This window comes from Pantoea sp. SS70, assembly GCF_029866845.1.
In the GTDB taxonomy this organism is placed as follows: domain Bacteria; phylum Pseudomonadota; class Gammaproteobacteria; order Enterobacterales; family Enterobacteriaceae; genus Pantoea; species Pantoea leporis.
Genome location: NZ_CP117199.1, coordinates 68,086 through 88,110, shown reverse-complemented (window position 1 = coordinate 88,110; position 20,025 = coordinate 68,086). Strand labels below are relative to the sequence as shown.

The 20,025-nt window shown below is 56.0% G+C and carries 20 protein-coding genes; 15 read left to right on the top strand and 5 right to left on the bottom strand.

Annotation, left to right across the window (positions count from 1 at the left end; translation table 11 throughout):
* Positions 1-146 precede the first annotated feature (146 nt).
* On the top strand, positions 147-509 hold the full coding sequence (locus tag PO881_RS00420; RefSeq protein WP_007893377.1) for a YibL family ribosome-associated protein: 363 nt from the start codon (positions 147-149) through the stop codon (positions 507-509).
* A 7-nt stretch (positions 510-516) separates the two neighbouring features.
* On the opposite strand, the gene PO881_RS00415 is transcribed toward PO881_RS00420, so the two are convergent.
* The 3 genes from PO881_RS00415 to PO881_RS00405 all read right to left on the bottom strand — a co-directional run bounded on the left by PO881_RS00415 (position 517) and on the right by PO881_RS00405 (position 3,471).
* Entirely contained in the window at positions 517-1,479 is a 963-nt protein-coding gene (locus PO881_RS00415) for a VirK/YbjX family protein (RefSeq protein WP_101763825.1), read from the bottom strand.
* Positions 1,480-1,667: 188 nt separating this feature from the next.
* The gene (gene sodA / locus PO881_RS00410) at positions 1,668-2,285 is read right to left on the bottom strand and encodes a superoxide dismutase [Mn] (RefSeq protein ID WP_101763826.1); all 618 of its coding nucleotides are present in this window, start codon (positions 2,283-2,285) and stop codon (positions 1,668-1,670) included.
* Between the two features lie 160 nt (positions 2,286-2,445).
* A complete protein-coding gene (locus PO881_RS00405) occupies positions 2,446-3,471 on the bottom strand; it encodes a LacI family DNA-binding transcriptional regulator (protein ID WP_101763827.1) in 1,026 nt (341 codons plus the stop codon).
* 295 nt (positions 3,472-3,766) lie between these two features.
* On the opposite strand from PO881_RS00405, the gene PO881_RS00400 reads away from it, so the two are divergent.
* Genes PO881_RS00400 through alsE form a run of 4 tightly spaced genes read left to right on the top strand, consistent with a single transcriptional unit; the run spans position 3,767 to position 6,526 of the window.
* The gene (locus PO881_RS00400; protein WP_137384868.1) at positions 3,767-4,210 is read left to right on the top strand and encodes a PTS sugar transporter subunit IIA; all 444 of its coding nucleotides are present in this window, start codon (positions 3,767-3,769) and stop codon (positions 4,208-4,210) included.
* Positions 4,211-4,225: 15 nt separating this feature from the next.
* Positions 4,226-4,492 carry a PTS sugar transporter subunit IIB gene (locus tag PO881_RS00395; protein WP_101763934.1) on the top strand — a complete coding sequence of 89 codons (267 nt, stop codon included), beginning with the start codon at positions 4,226-4,228 and terminating at the stop codon, positions 4,490-4,492.
* 43 nt (positions 4,493-4,535) lie between these two features.
* On the top strand, positions 4,536-5,795 hold the full coding sequence (locus tag PO881_RS00390; protein ID WP_110867875.1) for a PTS ascorbate transporter subunit IIC: 1,260 nt from the start codon (positions 4,536-4,538) through the stop codon (positions 5,793-5,795).
* A gap of 50 nt (positions 5,796-5,845) precedes the next feature.
* Positions 5,846-6,526, top strand: coding sequence for a D-allulose 6-phosphate 3-epimerase (alsE, locus tag PO881_RS00385; protein ID WP_101763830.1), 681 nt, complete (start codon positions 5,846-5,848; stop codon positions 6,524-6,526).
* Between the two features lie 77 nt (positions 6,527-6,603).
* Here the strand turns inward: alsE and PO881_RS00380 are convergent, their stop codons facing one another.
* Positions 6,604-7,944: an aspartate aminotransferase family protein gene (locus PO881_RS00380; protein WP_110867874.1), complete on the bottom strand. Its 1,341-nt coding sequence runs from the start codon at positions 7,942-7,944 to the stop codon at positions 6,604-6,606.
* 174 nt (positions 7,945-8,118) lie between these two features.
* Here PO881_RS00380 and PO881_RS00375 point away from each other — a divergent pair, with 174 nt between their 5' ends.
* Positions 8,119-8,895: a DeoR/GlpR family DNA-binding transcription regulator gene (locus PO881_RS00375; RefSeq protein WP_222234988.1), complete on the top strand. Its 777-nt coding sequence runs from the start codon at positions 8,119-8,121 to the stop codon at positions 8,893-8,895.
* Here the strand turns inward: PO881_RS00375 and fdhD are convergent.
* A complete protein-coding gene (gene fdhD, locus PO881_RS00370) occupies positions 8,892-9,683 on the bottom strand; it encodes a formate dehydrogenase accessory sulfurtransferase FdhD (protein WP_280172287.1) in 792 nt (263 codons plus the stop codon). The two genes, PO881_RS00375 and fdhD, sit on opposite strands and share 4 nt — an antisense overlap.
* A gap of 171 nt (positions 9,684-9,854) precedes the next feature.
* On the opposite strand from fdhD, the gene fdnG reads away from it, so the two are divergent.
* The 9 genes from fdnG to PO881_RS00325 all read left to right on the top strand — a co-directional run bounded on the left by fdnG (position 9,855) and on the right by PO881_RS00325 (position 20,017).
* Positions 9,855-12,902, top strand: a complete 3,048-nt coding sequence (gene fdnG / locus PO881_RS00365) for a formate dehydrogenase-N subunit alpha (RefSeq protein ID WP_280172286.1) — start codon at positions 9,855-9,857, stop codon at positions 12,900-12,902.
* An 11-nt stretch (positions 12,903-12,913) separates the two neighbouring features.
* Positions 12,914-13,813 carry a formate dehydrogenase subunit beta gene (gene fdxH / locus PO881_RS00360; protein WP_101763836.1) on the top strand — a complete coding sequence of 300 codons (900 nt, stop codon included), beginning with the start codon at positions 12,914-12,916 and terminating at the stop codon, positions 13,811-13,813.
* A complete protein-coding gene (gene fdoI / locus PO881_RS00355; RefSeq protein ID WP_101763837.1) occupies positions 13,813-14,454 on the top strand; it encodes a formate dehydrogenase cytochrome b556 subunit in 642 nt (213 codons plus the stop codon). Before fdxH ends, fdoI begins: the two co-directional genes overlap by 1 nt.
* Positions 14,454-15,380 carry a formate dehydrogenase accessory protein FdhE gene (gene fdhE, locus PO881_RS00350; RefSeq protein ID WP_280172285.1) on the top strand — a complete coding sequence of 309 codons (927 nt, stop codon included), beginning with the start codon at positions 14,454-14,456 and terminating at the stop codon, positions 15,378-15,380. The genes fdoI and fdhE overlap by 1 nt, the downstream gene beginning before the upstream one ends.
* A 117-nt stretch (positions 15,381-15,497) precedes the next feature.
* Positions 15,498-16,109, top strand: coding sequence for a glutathione S-transferase (locus PO881_RS00345; protein ID WP_101763839.1), 612 nt, complete (start codon positions 15,498-15,500; stop codon positions 16,107-16,109).
* Between the two features lie 8 nt (positions 16,110-16,117).
* Positions 16,118-17,497, top strand: coding sequence for an L-seryl-tRNA(Sec) selenium transferase (gene selA / locus PO881_RS00340; protein WP_192414344.1), 1,380 nt, complete (start codon positions 16,118-16,120; stop codon positions 17,495-17,497).
* On the top strand, positions 17,494-19,347 hold the full coding sequence (gene selB, locus PO881_RS00335; RefSeq protein WP_280172284.1) for a selenocysteine-specific translation elongation factor: 1,854 nt from the start codon (positions 17,494-17,496) through the stop codon (positions 19,345-19,347). Before selA ends, selB begins: the two co-directional genes overlap by 4 nt.
* 111 nt (positions 19,348-19,458) lie before the next feature.
* On the top strand, positions 19,459-19,746 hold the full coding sequence (locus PO881_RS00330; protein WP_137386832.1) for a type II toxin-antitoxin system ParD family antitoxin: 288 nt from the start codon (positions 19,459-19,461) through the stop codon (positions 19,744-19,746).
* On the top strand, positions 19,730-20,017 hold the full coding sequence (locus tag PO881_RS00325; RefSeq protein WP_246862543.1) for a type II toxin-antitoxin system RelE/ParE family toxin: 288 nt from the start codon (positions 19,730-19,732) through the stop codon (positions 20,015-20,017). Before PO881_RS00330 ends, PO881_RS00325 begins: the two co-directional genes overlap by 17 nt.
* The last annotated feature ends 8 nt before the right edge of the window (positions 20,018-20,025 follow it).

Sequence of the window (20,025 nt, the reverse complement as noted above, 5' to 3'; positions counted from 1 at the left end):
CCGCTGCGGATAAGTGCGCGTGAGGCATCTACGTGTTAAATCAGCACGCATTGTCGCAGCGCGATTTATCGCGCGAAGTCATGCGCTGCAAAGTTGCCTGAATTTGATGTATCCTTTGCCTGTTTTCCTTAACGAGTTTTCCCCCAATGAAAGAACAAGAAAAAGCCGAGATCAAACTTCTGAGCGATCAGCTCGATGCGCTCAACCGCAAAGAAGCCCCGCTGTTAGCCTCTGGCGATGCCGAAAAGCTCGGTGAACTGCTGCGTGAAAAAGAGAAGCTGGAGCTGGAAATTGAGCGCCTGCGCGGTGTGCGCACCGAGAAGCTGAGCAAAGAAGCGCAACAGCTGCAGAAGCTGGGCTTTAGCCGCGAAATCACCAAAAAAGAACAAGCCAACATGGGCGCATTCAAGAAAAGCGTGCGCGGCCTGGTGGTGGTACACCCAATGACCGCGCTCGGACGTGAGATGGGACTGAAAGTGATGACCGGCTACGCGAAGCAGCCGTTCTAATCTTGACTTACGCGGCGTGTGAAACGTCGCGTAGGATGCCCGCCGCCTGATGAACTTGTTCATTCAGACTGTCCAGCAAGGCATAACGACGGCGATACTCGGCGCGCTTCTTGCTGGCAATCTCTTCCAAATCTTTACGCTCCGCGCGTAACGGCAACGTAAATAGCTCATCGCCACGCGCCACGCCACCCAACGACAACCAAAACTCGCTGTAGCTGGCAAAGAACTTATCACCTTTACTGTGACGGTAGCGCAGGCTGCGAAACACGTGCGTGGTATCGCCAACGGCGGTGATCGCCTCAACGCCACACTGTTCCGCCAGATTAAATACTACTTCCATCAGCAGGCGTTTTGGGAATACGCCGTGCGCCGCTTTGGTGGCATCGCGAATCACATCGTTAGAAATATGCTTACGCGGCCCCTGCAATCCACCAATTAATAACGTGCGCTTCTGCTGTTCGCGAATAATTGAGAAAGAGAGCGACGCAATTAACTGCGTTTCATAGCGCAATTCCAAAGTAATTTCACCTTCACGGTCAAAGCGGCCCGGACAGCAGTGAATCACATACGTCTCATCATTTTTGCCGCTCAGGCTGGCCAGTAAATTATCACCCGGACTCTGCAACAGCTGACGCAGCGCCGCATTATCTAACTGATCCATCAACGTATAGTGATCGATGATCGCCTGTGCGCGCTGCGCCACGCTGAATCCCGCACGCAGATAAGGACGATGTGGCTTCGCCGGCAGCAAACCCTGCATGGTCAGCAGCTGTGGTAACGCAGATAATTGCGCCAACTGGTGCAGGTAATTAAAGGTAGTTACAGGAAAGACCAGCGATCTTAAGGCAAATTTCGCGCGAAATCTTCCGCTATTCCATAATTTATTTGGCCTGAACTTTCCGCTTATTAACGGCAAAAATAGCGGTGCTGACGAATCATTATTCGTCACAGAAGTTGTGATAGTAGACATGATTATTTAGGCTTGGCGAGACAAATTATCGCCACTATATGCCCCAAATTATCAACGGCAGGTTAATAGCTTTCGCAGCGGAATAGTCGTGTGCGGGAATATTCAGGTCGTTTAGCAAGGGTTTATAAAGGCGAAAAAAAACCGGTGAAGAGATCACCGGTTTAGTGCGTTGCGGCTATCGCCTGAACTTACTTCGCAGCAGCGAAACGTGCTGCAGCTTCATCCCAGTTCACTACGTTCCAGAATGCTTTGATGTAATCAGGACGTTTGTTCTGATACTTCAGGTAGTAAGCGTGTTCCCACACGTCCAGACCGATGATCGGCGTGCCTGAAACGCCAGCAACGGCTTCACCCATCAGCGGGCTATCCTGGTTTGCGGTTGAAACCACAGCCAGTTTGTCGCCTTTTTTCACCAGCCACGCCCAGCCTGAACCGAAGCGAGTAGTCGCGGCTTTCTCAAACTCAGCCTGGAAAGCTTCAACGCTACCGAAATCTTTTTCGATGGCGGCTTTCAGGTCGCCCTGCAGCGAGGTGCCCAGCTTCAGACCTTTCCAGAAGAAGCTGTGGTTAGCGTGGCCGCCTGCGTTGTTACGCAGTGGACCTTTTTTGTCTGCTGGCAGCTGATCCAGTTTGGTGATCAGCTCTTCTACCGGCAGGTCAGCGAATTCGGTACCTTCCAGCGCAGCGTTAGCGTTGTTAACGTAGGTCTGGTGGTGTTTAGTGTGATGGATTTCCATCGTCTGCTTGTCGAAGTGCGGTTCCAGTGCGTCGTACGCATACGGCAGGGATGGCAGTGAATAACTCATGTTCTTCCTCTCCATTTTAGTGTTTTGCAGCACCACCTCACTGGGTGTGCCGCGTAAGCAGTCGGATCATTATAGTTAAAAACATGATCCGTAAAAGGGTTATCAATGCCTTAGAATTGATAAGGATTTGATGAATCTGGGAAAAGGTGCGCACGCACGGCTACACCTTGTGGCTGCTGGCGCGCAGTTTAAGCTGCACCGGCAGTTCATTGATGGCTGGCGGCTCATCACCTTTGAGCGCCGCCAGCAGACGCTTACCCGCCATGCGCCCCATCTCTTCATACGGCAGCACAATGCTGGTAAGCGGCGGCGAACACACTGCCGCTAGCGGACCGCCGCCAATGCTGGCAATCGCCAACTGGCTGGGAATCGCAATCCCCGCCGCATGGCACGCCATGATGGCGCCGCAGGCCACTTCGTCGCTGGTGCAAATCAGCACATCCAGCTCCGGCCAGGTCAGGCGAATTTCCGCCAGCAAGCTGTGCCCGGCGGCAAAGGTCGGCATTTTCGGCGAGGTCACCACGCGATGCGGCGCCTGATTCATCGCCAGCATGCCGCTGTGCCAGCCATTCAGCAGCTGGCGGAAGATGGTGTTATTACTCTGCGTGCACAGCAAACCGAGATTGCGATAGCCGCGCTCGACCAGACTTTGCACCAGTTGGCGAATCGCTTTGGCGTAATCGACACCAATGCTGATCCCCGCCGAATCCTGATGCACGCCGCCAATATCCATGACCGGCAGCCCGGAATTGCTCAGCAGACGATGCGCTTCGGCGGCGTTATCGAAATTGAAATGCACCATCGCCGCCGGATTATAGGAGAGCAACATTTCGATCAGCTCGCTCTCTTCTGCCGCCGAATGGTTGGCTTCAGCCAGCATCATGTTATAGCCCTGCGGCCGCAGCACTTCCTGTAGCGCTTCGGACACAATTGCACTGCCCGGCGTGGCAAAAGATGGCACCACCATGGTGATCAGGCGTGATGTGGCCGATGCCAGATTGCTCGCCTGCACATTCGGCACATAGGAGAGCTCAATCACCGCCGCATCGATTTTGGCGCGAATTTCAGGCGACACTTTCTCCGGCATGCGTAGCGCGCGCGACGCTGTCATGGTGCTTACGCCCACCAAACGGGCAACATCGGCTAAAGTGCTTTTACCGGTACCGCGCCGTTTTTTTTCTGTCATGCGATCTCCTGCATTACTCGCTACTTTTTTGCCAGGACGCAGCTTAAAACCAAATCTGTCAACGCGCCATGTGAAAAACCACAGTTTCGGGCATGCCTCACCCCGCGATCTTTTCAGAATGATTGAGCATGTCAGGTGCTTGCAACCAAGACAAACGCACAGCAAGGAAATGTTAGCGATAACACGTTTTTTAACAATAACGGTGTTAGCGCTAACTTTTGCGACAATCATCACAGAAAACCGCTGAGAAAATAACCTACATTGCACTCCATCGACGAATAAACAGGAATGACTGATGCTCACTCAATGGCTAACGCCGCAACATATTCGGGTAGTCGAGCAGGTTAGCGACTGGCAGGAAGCAGTGCGATTATCTGCCGAACCGCTGCTGGCCGCTGGGGCGATCAGCCCGGCTTATCTCGATGCCATCTTCACCTCGCATGCCGAACTCGGTCCTTACTACGTGCTGGCGCCGGGCCTGGCGATGCCGCATGCCCGCCCGGAACAAGGCGCGCGCAAAAACGGCCTGTCGTTGCTGCATGTGAAAAATGGCGTGAATTTTCAGGCCGATGAAAACGATCCGGTTTATGTGGTCATCATGCTGTGCGCGGTATCTGGTGACGATCACATTCAGATGATCACCGCCTTAGCGGACGTGTTCAGCGACGAATCCCGCCTGCAGCAATTGCTGTCGGCTTCTACCCTGTCAGCGATTGAAGCTGTCATTGAGAATAAATAACCAGAGAACCCTATGATGAAAAAAGTCCTGATTGTGTGTGGAAATGGTTTAGGTAGCAGCTTTATTGTTGAAATGAACGTGAAGAAGATTGTGGCGGAATTAGGCAAAGAAGCGGAAGTGGGCCACACCGATTTAACCTCTGCGAAATCTGAACAGGCTGATTTAATCATTGCCGCAAAAGATATTGCCGACCAATTAGCCGGGCACAGCGCGAAAGTCGTTGGTCTGACAAACCTGCTGGATAATGCAAAGATTAAAGAAATTTTGGCTGAAAATATCTAACAACAGTTTATCCCGAAAAACTTTACTCACTATGGAGTAAGTTATGCTGCAGTTTATAATTAAGGATGTTCTTGGAACACCCGCTATACTTGTCGGCCTTTTTTCCCTGTTTGGTTTATTACTGCAAAAGAAACCGGTTTCTGATGTTATTTCCGGTACGCTTAAAACCATCATGGGTTTTGTTATTCTCATCGCCGGGGCCAATTTAATTGCGGCCACGCTGACCATCTTCAGTCAGCTGTTTGAGCACTCTTTTAATATTCAGGGCGTAGTGCCAAATACGGATGCAATGGCCGCGCTGGCGCAGAAAAGTTACGGCACCGAAACCGCCATGATTATGGTGTTTGGTATGCTGGTGAACATCTTGCTGGCGCGCATTACCCCGTTGAAATACATCTTCCTGACCGGTCACCACACGCTGTATATGTCGGCGATGCTGGCGGTAATTCTGTCGGTAGGCGGCATTCACGGCTTCTGGCTGGTGCTGATTGGTTCGTTGATTCTCGGCACCATGATGGTGGTTTGCCCGGCGATTCTGCAGCCATTCACCCGCAAAATCACCAACTCGGACGATCTGGCGCTCGGCCACTTTGGCTCAACCGGTTATCTGCTCTCCGCGTTAGTGGGCAAAATGGTCGGTAAAGGCAGCCCGTCGATTGAAGAGCTTAAGGTGCCAAAAACCCTCAACTTCCTGCGCGACTCATCGGTAGCGATTTCGCTGACCATGATGATTCTGTTTATCGCGCTGGTTCTGGTTGCCGGTAAAGAATTCACCGAAAGCATCAGTGGCGGCCAAAACTACATTGTGTTCGCCATCATTCAGTCGATCACCTTTGCTGCGGGCGTCTATATCATCCTCGCCGGTGTGCGCATGGTGATTGCCGAAATCGTGCCGGCCTTTAAAGGTATCGCCGATAAGCTGGTACCCAACGCCAAACCGGCGCTGGATTGCCCAACCGTGTTCCCGTTCGCGCCGAACGCGGTAATCATCGGCTTCCTGTCGAGCTTCTCCGCCGGCTTGATCAGCATGTTCCTGTGTCCGCTGTTTGGTCTAAGCGTTATTGTTCCGGGTCTGGTACCGCATTTCTTCTGCGGTGCGACCGCCGGCGTCTACGGCAATATCACTGGCGGACGTCGCGGCGCAGTGATCGGCGCCTTTGTGCAAGGCTTGCTGATCTCCTTCCTGCCAGCGATTCTGCTGCCGCTGATGGGCGACCTCGGCTTCGCTTCCACCACCTTCGGTGATGCCGACTTCGGCATTGTTGGTATTGTGCTCGGCCACATTATTTCGTTCTTCCATTGATGTCATCAACAGCGCCTGCGGGCGCTGTTGTTGTAATGAGGAAATAAGTTATGCAAGCCAAATTCTCCCCCTCCTTAATGTGCATGGATCTCACGCGTTTTCGCGAGCAGGTTGAAGCGATGAATAGCACCGCTGCCTTTTATCATGTCGATATTATGGATGGCAGCTATGTGAAGAATATTACGCTGTCGCCGTTCTTTATTGAGAACCTGCGTAAAATTACTGATGTACCAATTGATGTGCATTTAATGGTAAATCATCCGGAAGATATTATCCCAATGTGCATTGAGGCCGGCGCAGATATTATTAGCTTCCACCCGGAAACCGCTAATAACAAAATTTTCCGCCTGCTGACGCAAATTAAAGACGCAGGCCGTCGCTGCGGCGTGGTGTTAAATCCGGCCACACCGGCAGAAACTATTCGTGAATATGCGCACCTGCTGGATAAAGTCACGGTGATGTCAGTGGATCCGGGTTTCGCCGGGCAGACATTTATCCCGCAAACGCTCAATAAGATTCGCCAGTTAATCGCCATGCGCGAAGAGCACGGTTATCACTATCTGACCGAAATTGATGGTTCATGCAATGCGCGCACCTTCCGGCAGATTGCTGCTTCAGGCGTGGATGTGTTTATTGTGGGCACGTCAGGTTTGTTTAATCTGGATGACGATGTCGCGCAGGCGTGGCAGAAGATGGAGAGCATTTTCGCCGAGGAAACCGCAGCTGCGTAAACCTGCACATATCGTAGCGGCGCAATTTATTGCGCGATAAATCGCGCCGCGACAAAATGTGCACAATCAATGATCTGTTAACGCCCCAGCTCACTCAGCGATTTATCCAGCGCGCCCACCAGCCAATCGATATCCGCTTCCTGGAACGCCAACGGCGGACGCAACTTCAGCACGTTGCCGTAAGGTCCCGCCACTGACGTCAACACGCGGTGTTCGCGCAGTTTCTCGATCAAATCCAGCGCCAGCGCTTTATCCGGCGTTTTACTGGCGCGATCCTGCACCAGTTCGAAACCAATAAACAGGCCCGCACCGCGCACGTCGCCGATCGACTCGTGACGATCCATTAGTTTCTGCAGTTCACTCAACAGCCTGGCGCCCACCACGCGGCTGTGCTCCTGCAAGCCCTCTTCTTTAATTACCGTCAGCACCGCTTGCGCGGCGGCCATCGCCACCGGATTACCACCAAAGGTGTTGAAGTAAGGAATCTCATCGCTGAACGCCGCCAGCACATCGCTTTTCGCCAGCAGGCCCGAAACCGGAATGCCGTTGCCCATTGGCTTGCCGGTGGTGATCACATCAGGCACCACGCCGTGACGCGCAAAGCCCCAGAACGCATCGCCGGTACGACCAAAGCCCGGCTGCACTTCATCGGCAATGAAAATCCCGCCGTTGGCATGCACCACATCGACCGCTTTTTGCAGGAAACCGCGCGGGTTCGGCAATACGCCATCGGATGAGAAGATCGAGTCAGCGAGGAAGCCGGCAAACTTAATGCCGTGCGCTTTCATATCGTCAATCTGCTGCTGGATTTCATTGGCAAACCACTCGCCGAGATCGGGCGCATTCACGCGATAGGCATCCGGCGGTGAAACCAGACGCGTGGTTGCCGCCAACGGCTGTCCGCTGCCGAGGGCGGGCGACACACCTGACGTGAGATCGCTGGTGCCGTGATACGCCTCCTGCGACACGATAATGCCGGTGCCGCCGCTGAAAGCCCGCGCCACGCGGATCGCCAAATCGTTGGCTTCCGAACCGGTACACATGTACATGGCGCGATCGATGGCATCTGGCGTGGTCGCCAGCAACTCTTCGGTGTAATCGAGAATGCGTTCGTGCAGATAGCGCGTGTGGGTGTTCAGCATCTTCATCTGCTGATTCACCGCCTCAATCACCGCCGGATGGCAGTGACCAATGCTCGCCACGTTGTTGTACACATCAAGATATTTATCACCGGCGGCATCCCACACATACTGCCCTTCGCCGCGCACTAAATGCACTGGCTTGCGGTAAAACAGGCGATACGACTCGCCCAACACTTTGCTGCGCTTGTCGGTTAGCTTGCGGGTTGCCGCATCCAGTCCGTCGGCGTGCTCAGCACGAAAACTGTTGGTATCCATGATGGTAGAACGTGTAGCCATGGTAACTCCCGTTGCGAAGGTGAAAGGGGTGCATGCGAAATCGCCGTTTGCCAATATCATGCCTGCTTTGGCGACAAATGCAACCAAATACACAAATACAACCAAATACACATGACGGCGCAATGACACTCAGGTAAGCTTAGGCCCAGGTTGAACACGCCACAGGGAAAAGTCATGCTGCAGGAAACCCGCTTACACCGCATTCGCGCGCTGCTGACCACGCAACATCAGCTCAGCACCGAACGCATCATCAATGAGCTTGGCATCTCGCGCGAAACCGCGCGGCGCGACATTATTGAGCTGGAAGCGCAGGGATTGGCGCGGCGGGTGCATGGCGGTTTGGTCGCCGTCGATAGCCAGCCAGAGCCGCCGCTGCAGGTGCGCCGTAACGCGCAGGCGAAAGAGAAACGCGCAATTGCGGTTGCTGCCGCGCAACATCTCCAGCCCGGCCAAACGCTGTTCCTTGATGCCGGCACCACCACCACCATGCTGGCCGAACAACTGCGCACCATGTCAGGTTTAACCATCATCACTAACAGCCTGCAGGCCGCGCTGGCGCTGAGCGCAGCGGAAGAGCATGAGACGCTGAATAATCAGGTGATTTTAATTGGCGGCATGATGATGGCAGGCGCGCAGCAAACGCGCGGGGAGATGACGATTGGGGAAATTTATCGTTATCGCGCCGATGTGGCGCTGCTTTCGCCGGTCGGCATCGACGCTAAAAACGGTGCCAGCAGTTTTCATCCCCACGAAGCGGCGATTGCCCGCGCCATGGTGCAGCAGGCGAACCGCACCATTTTACTGGCGGATCACAGCAAACTCGGCGTGATGAGCCGCACCGTTTATGCAGCGATTGCGGAAATCGATCTGCTGATCTGCGACAGCGGCGCGGCAAAACCCGGCGCGCTGACGGCGCTGCAACAGGCGCTGCCGCAGGTGCAGGTGGTTTAACGCAGCCGCTGCGGATGGCTGTAAACCGTGGCGCGGCCCGGTTTACTAAAGCCGACTAGCGTGAGATTGCAGCGTTCGGCCACCTCAACGGCGAGCTGTGTCGCAGCTGACACCGCGAACAGAATCTCCACGCCGCACATGGCGGATTTCTGCACCATCTCATAGCTGGCGCGACTGGAAACCAGCACCGCGCCCTGCTGCCACGGCTGCTGGCTGCGATTCCCCAGCAATTTATCCAGCGCCACATGGCGACCGACATCTTCATACCCGCCCTGCAATTCGCCTTGCGGTGACATCCACGCCGCCGCGTGCGTGCAGCCGGTGAGATTGCCGATCGGCTGGTAATCGCGCAGCTGCGCCAGGCCTTTATCCAGATTGGCTAAATCAAAGGTTTGGCTGAACGGCAGCGGCTGTAATGGCTTACCGATTTGATCGAGTTGCTCCACGCCACACACGCCGCAGCCGGTGCGGCCAGCCATGGCGCGGCGCTGCTCTTTCAGCGCCATAAAGCGGCGGCTGGAGAGTTCAATCTGTACTTCAATGCCATTACAGCCCGAAACCACATCGATACCGTAGATTTCATCCGGGCGCGCAATAATGCCTTCCGAGAGCGAGAAACCTATCGCAAAAGCTTCCAAATCATTGGGTGTCGCCATCATCACAACGTGCGAAATGCCGTTATAGACCAGCGCTACCGGTACTTCCTGCGCCAGCCAGTCTGTTTCCGCAAGGCTGATATCACGCCGCTGATGCACCTGCGCCTGCACCGCTCCTGAGATCTTATTCACATTAATGTGACTTTCCTGCTCATTCTCTGTCACTTTTTTCGCCTCACATAACAACCTTACTAAAGTAGTGGTAATATTAGGTCGCTATTGCCGCAATATTCGTCGGGTTATTGTGACGCCCGATTCACTGCTCTGCAAAAGTAAAAATCATTCATGTTGAAAGGATAATCCATGAACGTCAGCCGAAGAAAATTCTTCAAGGTCTGTGCTGGCGGTATGGCAGGGACAACGGCAGCGCTGCTTGGCTTTGCGCCAGAGGTAGCGCTGGCGGAAACGCGACAGTATAAACTGCTGCGCGCACGCGAAACCCGTAACACCTGCACTTACTGCTCAGTTGGCTGTGGCTTGTTAATGTACAGCCTCGGTGACGGCGCGAAAAACGCCAAAGAGACCATTTTCCACATCGAAGGGGATCCGGATCATCCGGTGAGCCGCGGCGCATTGTGCCCGAAAGGCGCAGGCCTGCTCGACTTCATCCACAGTGAAAGTCGCCTGCAATACCCGGAATACCGCGCGCCAAGCTCCGATAAATGGCAGCGCATTAGCTGGGACGATGCCTTTGATCGCATCGCCAGGCTGATGAAAGCGGACCGCGACGCTAACTTCGTGGCGCAAAACGCTGCGGGCGTGACGGTAAACCGTTGGCTCTCCACCGGCATGCTGTGTGCTTCCGCATCCAGCAACGAAACCGGCTACTTAACCCAGAAATTTACCCGATCGCTCGGCATGTTAGCGGTCGACAACCAGGCACGCGTTTGACACGGACCAACGGTAGCAAGTCTTGCTCCAACATTTGGTCGCGGTGCGATGACCAATCACTGGGTCGACATCCGTAATGCCAATCTGATCGTTGTGATGGGCGGGAACGCCGCTGAAGCGCATCCTGTGGGATTCCGCTGGGCGATGGAAGCCAAGATTCACAACAAAGCCAAACTGATTGTTATCGATCCGCGCTTCACGCGTACGGCATCGGTAGCCGATTTCTATACGCCGATTCGTTCGGGCACCGACATCACTTTCCTGTCGGGCGTCCTGCTGTGGCTGCTGCAAAACGACAAAATCCAGCATGAATATGTGCAGGCGTACACCAATGCCAGCCTGATCGTGCGCGAGGATTATCATTTTGAAGATGGCCTGTTCAGCGGCTACGACGAAGAGAATCGCAAATACGACAAAACCAGCTGGAACTACGAGCTGGACGCCGACGGCTTCGCCAAACGCGACACCACGCTCACGCATCCACGCTGCGTATGGAACCTGCTGAAGCAGCACGTTAGCCGTTACACGCCAGAAATTGTTGAACGCATCTGCGGCACGCCAAAAGCGGACTTCCTGCTCGTGTGTGAACTGATTGGCGAAACCAGCGCGCGCGATCGCACCACTTCGTTCCTGTATGCGCTCGGCTGGACGCAGCACTCGGTCGGCGCGCAGAACATCCGCACCATGGCGATGATTCAGCTGCTGCTCGGCAACATGGGCATGATTGGCGGCGGCATCAATGCGCTGCGCGGTCACTCGAATATTCAGGGTCTGACCGATCTCGGTTTACTGTCGCAAAGTTTGCCGGGTTACATGACTTTGCCGTCGGAAAAACACACCGATCTGCAGAGTTATCTTGCTGCTAACACGCCGAAAGCGCTGCTGCCGGGCCAGGTAAACTACTGGAGCAACTACCCGAAATTCTTTGTCAGCCAGATGAAAGCCTTCTTCGGTGACAAAGCCCAGGCGGAAAACAGCTGGGGCTTCGACTGGTTGCCGAAGTGGGATAAAGGTTACGACGTGCTGCAGTACTTCGAGATGATGTCGCAAGGCAAGGTCAACGGCTATCTGTGCCAGGGCTTCAACCCGGTGGCGTCGTTCCCGAACAAGCGCAAAGTGATCGCATCGCTGTCGAAGCTGAAGTTCCTCGTCACCATCGACCCGCTCAACACCGAAACCGCCACCTTCTGGGAGAATCACGACGAGTTTAACGATGTTGATCCGTCAAAAATTCAGACCGAAGTGTTCCGTTTGCCTTCCACCTGCTTCGCCGAAGAGAACGGTTCAATCGTTAACTCCGGCCGCTGGCTGCAGTGGCACTGGAAAGGTCAGGATGCACCGGGCGAAGCGCTGAATGACGGCGAGATTCTTTCCGGCATCTATTCACGCCTGCGCAAAATGTACGCCAGTGAAGGCGGTGCATTGCCTGAGCAAGTGCTGAACATGAGCTGGAACTACCTGACGCCAGAAAATCCGGCGCCGGAAGAAGTGGCGATGGAGAACAACGGCAAAGCGCTGGCGGATGTATACGATGACAAAGGCACGCTGCTGGTGAAAAAAGGCCAACAGCTCAGTACCTTTGCCCATCTGAAAGATGACGGCAGCACCAGCAGCGGTTGCTGGATTTTCGCCGGCAGCTGGACGCCGGACGGCAACCAGATGGCGCGCCGCGACAACACCGATCCTACCGGTTTGGGCAACACGCTGAACTGGAGCTGGGCTTGGCCGCTCAACCGCCGCATTCTCTACAACCGCGCCTCGGCTGATCCGCAAGGCAATCCGTGGGATCCGAAACGTCAGATCCTGAAGTGGGATGGCAGCAAATGGGGGGGCATGGATGTGCCGGACTACAGCGCCGCCGCACCCGGCAGCGATGTCGGGCCGTTCATTATGCAGCCGGAAGGCATGGGCCGCCTGTTTGCGCTCGATAAAATGGCCGAAGGTCCGTTCCCGGAACACTACGAGCCGTTTGAAACGCCAATCGGCACCAACCCGCTGCATCCGAACGTGGTATCCAACCCGGCGGCGCGCGTGTTCAAGGACGATTTGGCATCGATGGGCCAGGCGGAGCAGTTCCCGTATGTCGGCACCACTTATCGCCTCACCGAGCATTTCCATTACTGGACCAAACACGCGCGGCTCAATGCCATCGCACAGCCGGAACAGTTTATTGAAATCGGCGAGAAGCTGGCCAATAAGCTTGGCATCGCGCAGGGCGACACAGTGAAAGTGAGCTCCAATCGCGGCTACATCAAAGCCAAAGCGGTGGTCACTAAGCGCATCCGTCCACTTAACGTTGACGGCAAAATCGTCGATACCATCGGCATTCCGATTCACTGGGGTTATCAGGGCGTGGCGAAAAAAGGCTTTATTGCCAACACTCTGACGCCGTTTGTCGGTGATGCCAACACGCAGACGCCAGAATTTAAGGCGTTCCTGGTCAACGTCGAGAAGGTGTAAGGAGAACGAATATGGCTTATCAATCTCAAGACATTATCCGCCGCTCCGCCACCAATGGACTCACGCCTGCCCCGCAGGCGCGTAACCATCAGCAGGAAGTGGCGAAACTGATCGACGTGACCACCTGCATCGGCTGCAAAGCGTGTCAGGTGGCGTGCTCGGAGTGGAACGATATCCGCGATGAAGTGGGACATAACGTTGGGGTGTACGACAATCCCGCCGATTTGACCGCCAAATCCTGGACGGTGATGCGCTTCTCAGAAGTGGAGGAGAACGGCAAGTTAGAGTGGCTGATCCGCAAGGATGGCTGCATGCACTGCGCCGATCCCGGCTGCCTGAAAGCCTGTCCGTCTGAAGGCGCGATTATTCAGTACGCCAACGGCATCGTCGATTTTCAGTCAGAACAGTGCATTGGCTGCGGCTACTGCATTGCGGGCTGTCCGTTCGATGTGCCGCGTCTGAATAAAGAGGACAACCGCGTGTATAAATGCACGCTGTGCGTCGATCGTGTCAATGTCGGTCAGGAACCGGCGTGCGTGAAAACCTGCCCGACCGGCGCGATTCACTTCGGCAGCAAAAGCGATATGCAGGCGCTGGCCGGTGAACGCGTGGCCGAACTCAACACGCGCGGCTATGCCAACGCCGGCTTGTACGATCCGGAAGGCGTCGGCGGTACGCACGTGATGTACGTGCTGCACCACGCCAACAAACCGCAGCTCTATCACGGTTTGCCGGATAATCCGAGCATCAGCCCGGCGGTAACGTTCTGGAAAGGGATCTGGAAACCGCTGGCGGCGATCGGTTTTGCCGCTACCTTTGCTGCATCCGTGTTCCACTACGTTGGCGTAGGGCCAAACCGCGTGGAAGAGGATGAGGACGAGAACCTGCACGAAAAAGAGGAGCGCGAATAATGAAAAAACGCGATCGTCTGGTGCGCTACAGCGCACCGGAACGCATCAATCACTGGATTGTGGCGTTCTGTTTTGTGCTCGCCGCGCTGAGCGGACTGGGTTTCTTTTTCCCGTCATTTAACTGGCTGATGCACGTGCTCGGCACGCCGCAGTTGGCGCGTATCCTGCATCCGTTTGTTGGCACGGTGATGTTTGCCGCCTTTATCATCATGTTCTTACGCTATTGGAAACATAATCTGATCAATCGCGAAGACCTGGTGTGGGCGAAAAACATCCACAAAATCGTGCAAAACGAAGAGGTCGGCGATACCGGCAAATACAACTTCGGGCAGAAGTGTGTGTTCTGGGCTGCTATCATCAGCTTAGTCTTGCTGCTGGTGAGCGGAATTGTTATCTGGCGCCCGTACTTTGCCGGTGCCTTTACTATTCCGCTGATTCGCATCGCGCTAGTGGTGCATTCGGTCTCAGCTGTGGCGCTGATCGTGGTGATTATGGTGCACATTTACGCCGCCTTGTGGGTAAAAGGCACCATTACCGCCATGGTTGAGGGCTGGGTTCCGGCCGCGTGGGCGAAGAAACATCACCCACGCTGGTATCGCGAGCAGCGCCAACGCCAAACACAACAGGAAAAACGTCCCTGATGAGTATTCGCATCATCCCGCAGGACCAGCTGGAGAAAAGGGAAAAGCACACGGCGGAGCAAGTTCCGCCGTTACTTTTCCCCCGGCTGAAAAATCTGTATAGCCGCCGTGCGGCACGTTTGCGCGACCTGGCCGCGAAGAATCCGCTGGGTGATTACCTGCGCTTTGCCGCGGTGATCGCCGAGGCGCAGGAGATCGTGCTGTATGACCATCCGCTGCAGCTCGATCTGCAGCAGCGGCTGACGCAGAGCGCCGAGCAGGGCAAACCGCCGCTCGATATCCACACCTATCCGCGCGATGCGCACTGGCAGCGTTTGCTGCATTCGCTGATCGCCGAGCTGAAGCCAGAGATGAGCGGCCAGGCGCTGGCAGTGCTGGAGAATCTGGAAAAATCCTCCACTACCGAACTGGAAAATCTGGCACATGCGCTGCTGGAAGGCGATTTCGCACAGGTGAGCAGCGACAAATCGCCGTTCATCTGGGCGGCGTTGTCGATTTACTGGGCGCAGATGGCGGCATTAATTCCCGGCAAAGCGCGCGCCGAATACGGTGAGCATCGCCAGTTCTGCCCGGTATGCGCCAGCGTGCCGGTCACCAGCGTGGTGCACATGAGCGTGGGTCAGCAAGGTCTGCGCTATCTGCACTGCAATCTGTGTGAAAGCGAATGGTATGTGGTGCGCAGCAAGTGCTCCAACTGTGAACAAACCGGCGATCTGCATTACTGGTCGCTGGACAGCGAAAAAGCGGCGGTGAAAGCAGAGAGCTGCGGCGATTGCGGTACCTACCTGAAGATGTTGTATCAGGAGAAGGATCCCGCCGTAGAGCCGGTGGCCGATGATTTGGCCTCGCTGGTGCTGGATGCCCGCATGGAGCAGGAAGGATTCGCCCGCAGCAGTCTAAATCCGTTTATGTTCCCCGGCGATTAGCTTTTCCCATGTTTCTGCGGTCCGCAGCGGCGCGATTTATCGCGCATTGTGCCAGCGCGCCGCCAGGGATATGTGCGGTTTGTTATCGCGTATTTTCATTCAACACGGAGGCGCACGATGAAACTGATTGGCAGCTACACCAGCCCTTTTGTCCGCAAAATATCAGTGATATTGCTGGAAAAAGGCCTGGTTTTCGAATTCGTTAATCACTCTCCGTGGATCGATGACAGCGATGTACCGCAGTACAATCCGCTGGGCAAAGTACCGGCGCTGATTGACGACAACCAGCTCACCTGGTTCGACTCTTCGATCATCGCGCAAGTCATTGAACTGCGCGGCGATGCGCCTGCGCTGCTGCCCGATGATGCGCTGCATGCGTTGCACATCCGTCAGCTGGAAAAACTGGCCGACGGCATCAACGATGCGGCGGTGATGATCGTGCGCGAGCAGATGCGTCCCGGCGATCAGCAATCTGAAGAGGTGCTGCTGCGCAACCGTGACAAAATCCAACGCGGCCTCGATGCGCTAGAAACCGCCGCCGCCCAAGGCGAATGGCTCAATAGCGGCACGCTCAATCTGGCCGATATCGCCACCGGCTGCATGATTGGTTACCTCAACTTCCGCCGCGTGCTGCCAAACTGGTGCGTAAATCGCCCGGCGCTGGTGAAGCTGGCCGAAAACCTGTTTGCGCGCGAAAGCTTTGCCCGCACCGTTCCGCCCTCTCTGTAAGTCACCCGATGAAAACCCTGTACAGCCAATTACCTGCTATCGACAGCCTGCTGCGCGATCCCGCGCTGCAGCCGCTGCTTGCCGATCACGGAACCGCCTTCGCTACGCGCCAGCTGCGCAGCATGCAGCAGGAAGCGCGCGACCACATTCAGCAGCACCAAACCTTGCCAGAGTGGCACCTGAACTGGCCGGATGAAGCGCTGCGCCGTATCCAGCAACAGCAGCAAAGTGCGCTGCGTCCGGTGTTCAATCTCACCGGCACCGTACTGCACACCAATCTTGGCCGCGCACAGCTGAGCGATCGCGCTATCGACGCGGTGGTGAATTGCCTGCGTCAGCCGGTCACGCTGGAATACGCGCTGGATGAAGCGGCGCGTGGCCACCGCGATCGTGCGGTCAGCGCGCTGCTGTGCGAGTTAACCGGCGCGGAAGCGGCCTGTATCGTTAACAACAATGCCGCCGCCGTGTTATTGATGTTGGCCGCGTTAGCGCCGGGGCGCGAAGTAATTGTCTCGCGCGGCGAGCTGGTAGAAATTGGCGGCGCCTTCCGCATTCCTGACGTGATGCGCCAGGCGGGCTGCAAACTGGTGGAAGTGGGCACCACCAACCGCACGCACCTGAAAGATTATCGCGCCGCCATCGCGGAAAACAGCGGCCTGCTGATGAAGGTGCACACCAGCAATTATCAGATTCAGGGCTTTACCCATGCGGTAACGGAAGCAGAGCTGGTTGCGCTGGGTGACGCTTATCAATTGCCGGTGATCACCGACCTTGGCAGCGGATCGCTGATCGATATGACCGAATTTGGTCTGCCGGCTGAACCGATGCCGCAGCAGCTGATCGCCGCAGGCGTCAGTCTGGTAAGTTTCTCCGGCGACAAACTGCTCGGCGGTCCGCAGGCGGGGATTATCGTCGGCAAGCAGACGCTGATTGATCAGCTCCAGTCGCATCCGCTGAAACGCGCGCTGCGCGTCGACAAAATGACGCTCGCGGCGCTGGAAGCCACGCTACAGCTCTATCGTCAGCCGGAAACGCTGCGTGAAGCCCTGCCGACGCTGCGGCTGCTCACCCGTCCAGCGCAGGATATTCAGCAACAAGCTGAACGATTGCTGCCCGCGTTACAACAGATTTATGGAGAGGATTTTTCGCTAGCGATTGCGCCCTGTTCATCCCAAATCGGCAGCGGATCGCTACCAGTTGAACGTATTCCCAGTTTCGCTATCACCTTTGCGCCGAGCGATGGGCGCGGTAGCCAGCTCGTCAATTTGTCACAGCATTGGCGCAGCTTAGCGCGCCCGGTGATTGGCCGCATCCAGGAAGGCAAACTGTGGCTGGATCTGCGCTGCCTTGATGATGAAAGCGCGCTGATTCAGGCCTTAGCGTCATGATTATTGCCACCGCTGGACACGTCGATCACGGCAAAACCGCGCTGCTACAGGCATTAACCGGCGTGGATGCCGATCGCCTGCCGGAAGAGAAACGGCGTGGCATGACCATCGATCTCGGCTACGCGTACTGGCCGCAGCCGGATGGTCGCGTGCTCGGCTTTATTGATGTGCCGGGCCACGAGAAATTTCTCGCCAATATGCTGGCGGGCATTGGCGGCATTCATCATGCGCTGCTGGTGGTGGCCTGCGACGATGGCGTGATGCCGCAAACCCGCGAACATTTGCAATTGCTGAGCCTGGCCGGACAGCCGCCGCTCAGCGTGGCGCTGACCAAAGCCGATCGCGTGGATGAAGCGCGCATCGCGGAAGTCCAGCGGCAGGTGGCGCAGCTCACGCAGCAACTCGGCTGGCCGGCGGTGCCGCAATTTGTTACCAGCAGCCACACCCAGCAAGGCATCGACGCGCTGCGCCAGCATCTCAGCACGCTGGCGGAACCGGCCTTCGACTCTCGTTACCGTTTCCGTCTCGCTATTGATCGCGCCTTCACGCTGAAAGGCAGCGGATTGGTGGTCACCGGCACCGCGCTGTCGGGCGAAGTGAACGTCGGCGATACTCTTTGGCTTAGCAGCCTGAATCTGCCGCTGCGCGTGCGCGCGCTGCATGCGCAGAACCAATCGGTGACGCGCGCGCAGGCCGGTGAACGTATCGCATTGAATATCGTCGGCGATGTGGAAAAAGCGCAGATCGCGCGCGGCGACTGGCTGCTGTCACAGGCCAGAGCGGAAGGCACCATGCGCTTAACCGTGGCGCTGCGCTTGCTGCAGCCGCTGAAGAGCGCGTCGCAGCCGATTCATCTCCACCACGCCGCCAGCCACGTCACTGGACGCATTACGCTGCTGGCGGATGATGTCGCGGAACTGGTGCTGAATCAGCCGCTGTGGCTGGCCGAAAACGATCGGCTGATTATCCGCGACAGCAACGCACAGCACACGCTGGGCGGCGCGCGCGTGCTGCTGCTCAACAGTAAAAAGCGCGGCAAACGTCAGGCGGAGTATCTTGCCTGGCTGCAGCAGCTGGCCGCAGCACAAGATGATGACGCCAGCCTGCAGGCGCATCTGGCCTATCAACCGACAGAACGGCGTGACCTGGCGTGGGCGCGCCAGCTTACCGAGCCCGCGCTGGATGCACTGATCAAGAATGCAGCGCCGGTGCAGCTTGATAACGCGCTAATGAGTGCCGCGCAGGCAGCACAATGGCGGCAAAAGCTGCTGGAATCACTGGCGCATTTTCATCAGCAGCATCCCGAGGTGCCAGGCATCGGCCACGATCGTTTGCGTCGTGTGGCAATGCCGCATCAGCCTGCGGAATGGGTGTTAGCGCTGATTGATCAACTGCTGGCGCAAGGTCAGCTACAACAGCGACAAGGCTGGCTGCATCTGCCCGACTTCGAACCGCGCTTTAATCCGCAGGAAGAAGCTCTTTGGCAGCAGGTCGGCCCGCTGTTTGGCGATCAGCCGCTGTGGGTGCGCGATATCGCGCTGGCGCTGCAGCAGGATGAACAGGCGATTCGCTCGCTGCTGCTCACTGCTGCCCGGCTCGGACATATCACCGCGATCGTACGCGATCGCTACTATCGCAGCGACCAGATCCAGATCTTCGCCGATCTGATTCGGAGCCGTGCCGCGCAAGAGGGCAGCACCAGCGCCGCCGACTTCCGCAACCAGCTTGGCACCGGGCGCAAAGTGGCGATACAGATTCTGGAATTCTTCGACCGCAGCGGCTTCACCCGCCGCCGTGGTAACGATCATCTGCTGCGCGACGACCGCCTGTTTCCCGTCTCATCTGCCTAAAATCTCTCGTGTTGCCTCGCAGTTCAGCCTGTAACTGCGCTGCAACGCGCATTCCCTGTTGCGCAAAAAAGTGCCAGAATGTAAGAAATACTCTTACACGGGATGACGATGATGGCACGTACCATGACGATCGATTTAGGCGATGAACTGCGCGAGTTTGTTGAATCTCTGGTTGAATCCGGCGACTACCGTACGCAAAGCGAAGTGGTGCGCGACTCGCTGCGCTTGCTGCGTGAGAAGCAGGCTGAATCAAAGCTGGAGAATTTAAAAAAACTGATTCAACAAGGGCTGGATAGTGGCGTAGCTGAAGACTGGGACATAGACGTTTTTCTTAACAGAATGAGAGCCAGGGTAGGCATTGATGAAAAGGATGATCAAGATAATGAAGGAAGCCGATGAAGATTTAGAGTCGATCTGGTTTTACGGCTATTGGAACTTCGGCAGCAAAAAAGCGAAGCAATATGTGCTCATGCTGCATCAACGTTTTAGTCAGCTGGCCACAAATGAGTTAGGCCGTAAGCGCGCAGAGTTGGGCAAAAATGTATTTGCACTACCGCACCGGGAACATGTCATTTATTACCGCTCGGAAGTTGAAAAGGTATTTATTGTGCGTGTGCTACATCATTCGCAAGACGTCTTAGTTCATTTTACTCAGCTTCACTGGCTTTAAAAAAAAGG

Coding starts and splice junctions, on each gene's coding strand:
- sodA (WP_101763826.1), bottom strand. CDS start 2,285: ATGAGTTATTCACTGCCATCCCTGCCGTATGCGTACGACGCACTGGAA.
- PO881_RS00390 (WP_110867875.1), top strand. CDS start 4,536: ATGCTGCAGTTTATAATTAAGGATGTTCTTGGAACACCCGCTATACTT.
- PO881_RS00405 (WP_101763827.1), bottom strand. CDS start 3,471: ATGACAGAAAAAAAACGGCGCGGTACCGGTAAAAGCACTTTAGCCGAT.
- selB (WP_280172284.1), top strand. CDS start 17,494: ATGATTATTGCCACCGCTGGACACGTCGATCACGGCAAAACCGCGCTG.
- PO881_RS00395 (WP_101763934.1), top strand. CDS start 4,226: ATGAAAAAAGTCCTGATTGTGTGTGGAAATGGTTTAGGTAGCAGCTTT.
- PO881_RS00330 (WP_137386832.1), top strand. CDS start 19,459: ATGGCACGTACCATGACGATCGATTTAGGCGATGAACTGCGCGAGTTT.
- PO881_RS00380 (WP_110867874.1), bottom strand. CDS start 7,944: ATGGCTACACGTTCTACCATCATGGATACCAACAGTTTTCGTGCTGAG.
- fdxH (WP_101763836.1), top strand. CDS start 12,914: ATGGCTTATCAATCTCAAGACATTATCCGCCGCTCCGCCACCAATGGA.
- PO881_RS00415 (WP_101763825.1), bottom strand. CDS start 1,479: ATGTCTACTATCACAACTTCTGTGACGAATAATGATTCGTCAGCACCG.
- fdhE (WP_280172285.1), top strand. CDS start 14,454: ATGAGTATTCGCATCATCCCGCAGGACCAGCTGGAGAAAAGGGAAAAG.
- alsE (WP_101763830.1), top strand. CDS start 5,846: ATGCAAGCCAAATTCTCCCCCTCCTTAATGTGCATGGATCTCACGCGT.
- PO881_RS00345 (WP_101763839.1), top strand. CDS start 15,498: ATGAAACTGATTGGCAGCTACACCAGCCCTTTTGTCCGCAAAATATCA.
- PO881_RS00325 (WP_246862543.1), top strand. CDS start 19,730: ATGAAGGAAGCCGATGAAGATTTAGAGTCGATCTGGTTTTACGGCTAT.
- PO881_RS00420 (WP_007893377.1), top strand. CDS start 147: ATGAAAGAACAAGAAAAAGCCGAGATCAAACTTCTGAGCGATCAGCTC.
- fdoI (WP_101763837.1), top strand. CDS start 13,813: ATGAAAAAACGCGATCGTCTGGTGCGCTACAGCGCACCGGAACGCATC.
- PO881_RS00375 (WP_222234988.1), top strand. CDS start 8,119: ATGCTGCAGGAAACCCGCTTACACCGCATTCGCGCGCTGCTGACCACG.
- selA (WP_192414344.1), top strand. CDS start 16,118: ATGAAAACCCTGTACAGCCAATTACCTGCTATCGACAGCCTGCTGCGC.
- PO881_RS00400 (WP_137384868.1), top strand. CDS start 3,767: ATGCTCACTCAATGGCTAACGCCGCAACATATTCGGGTAGTCGAGCAG.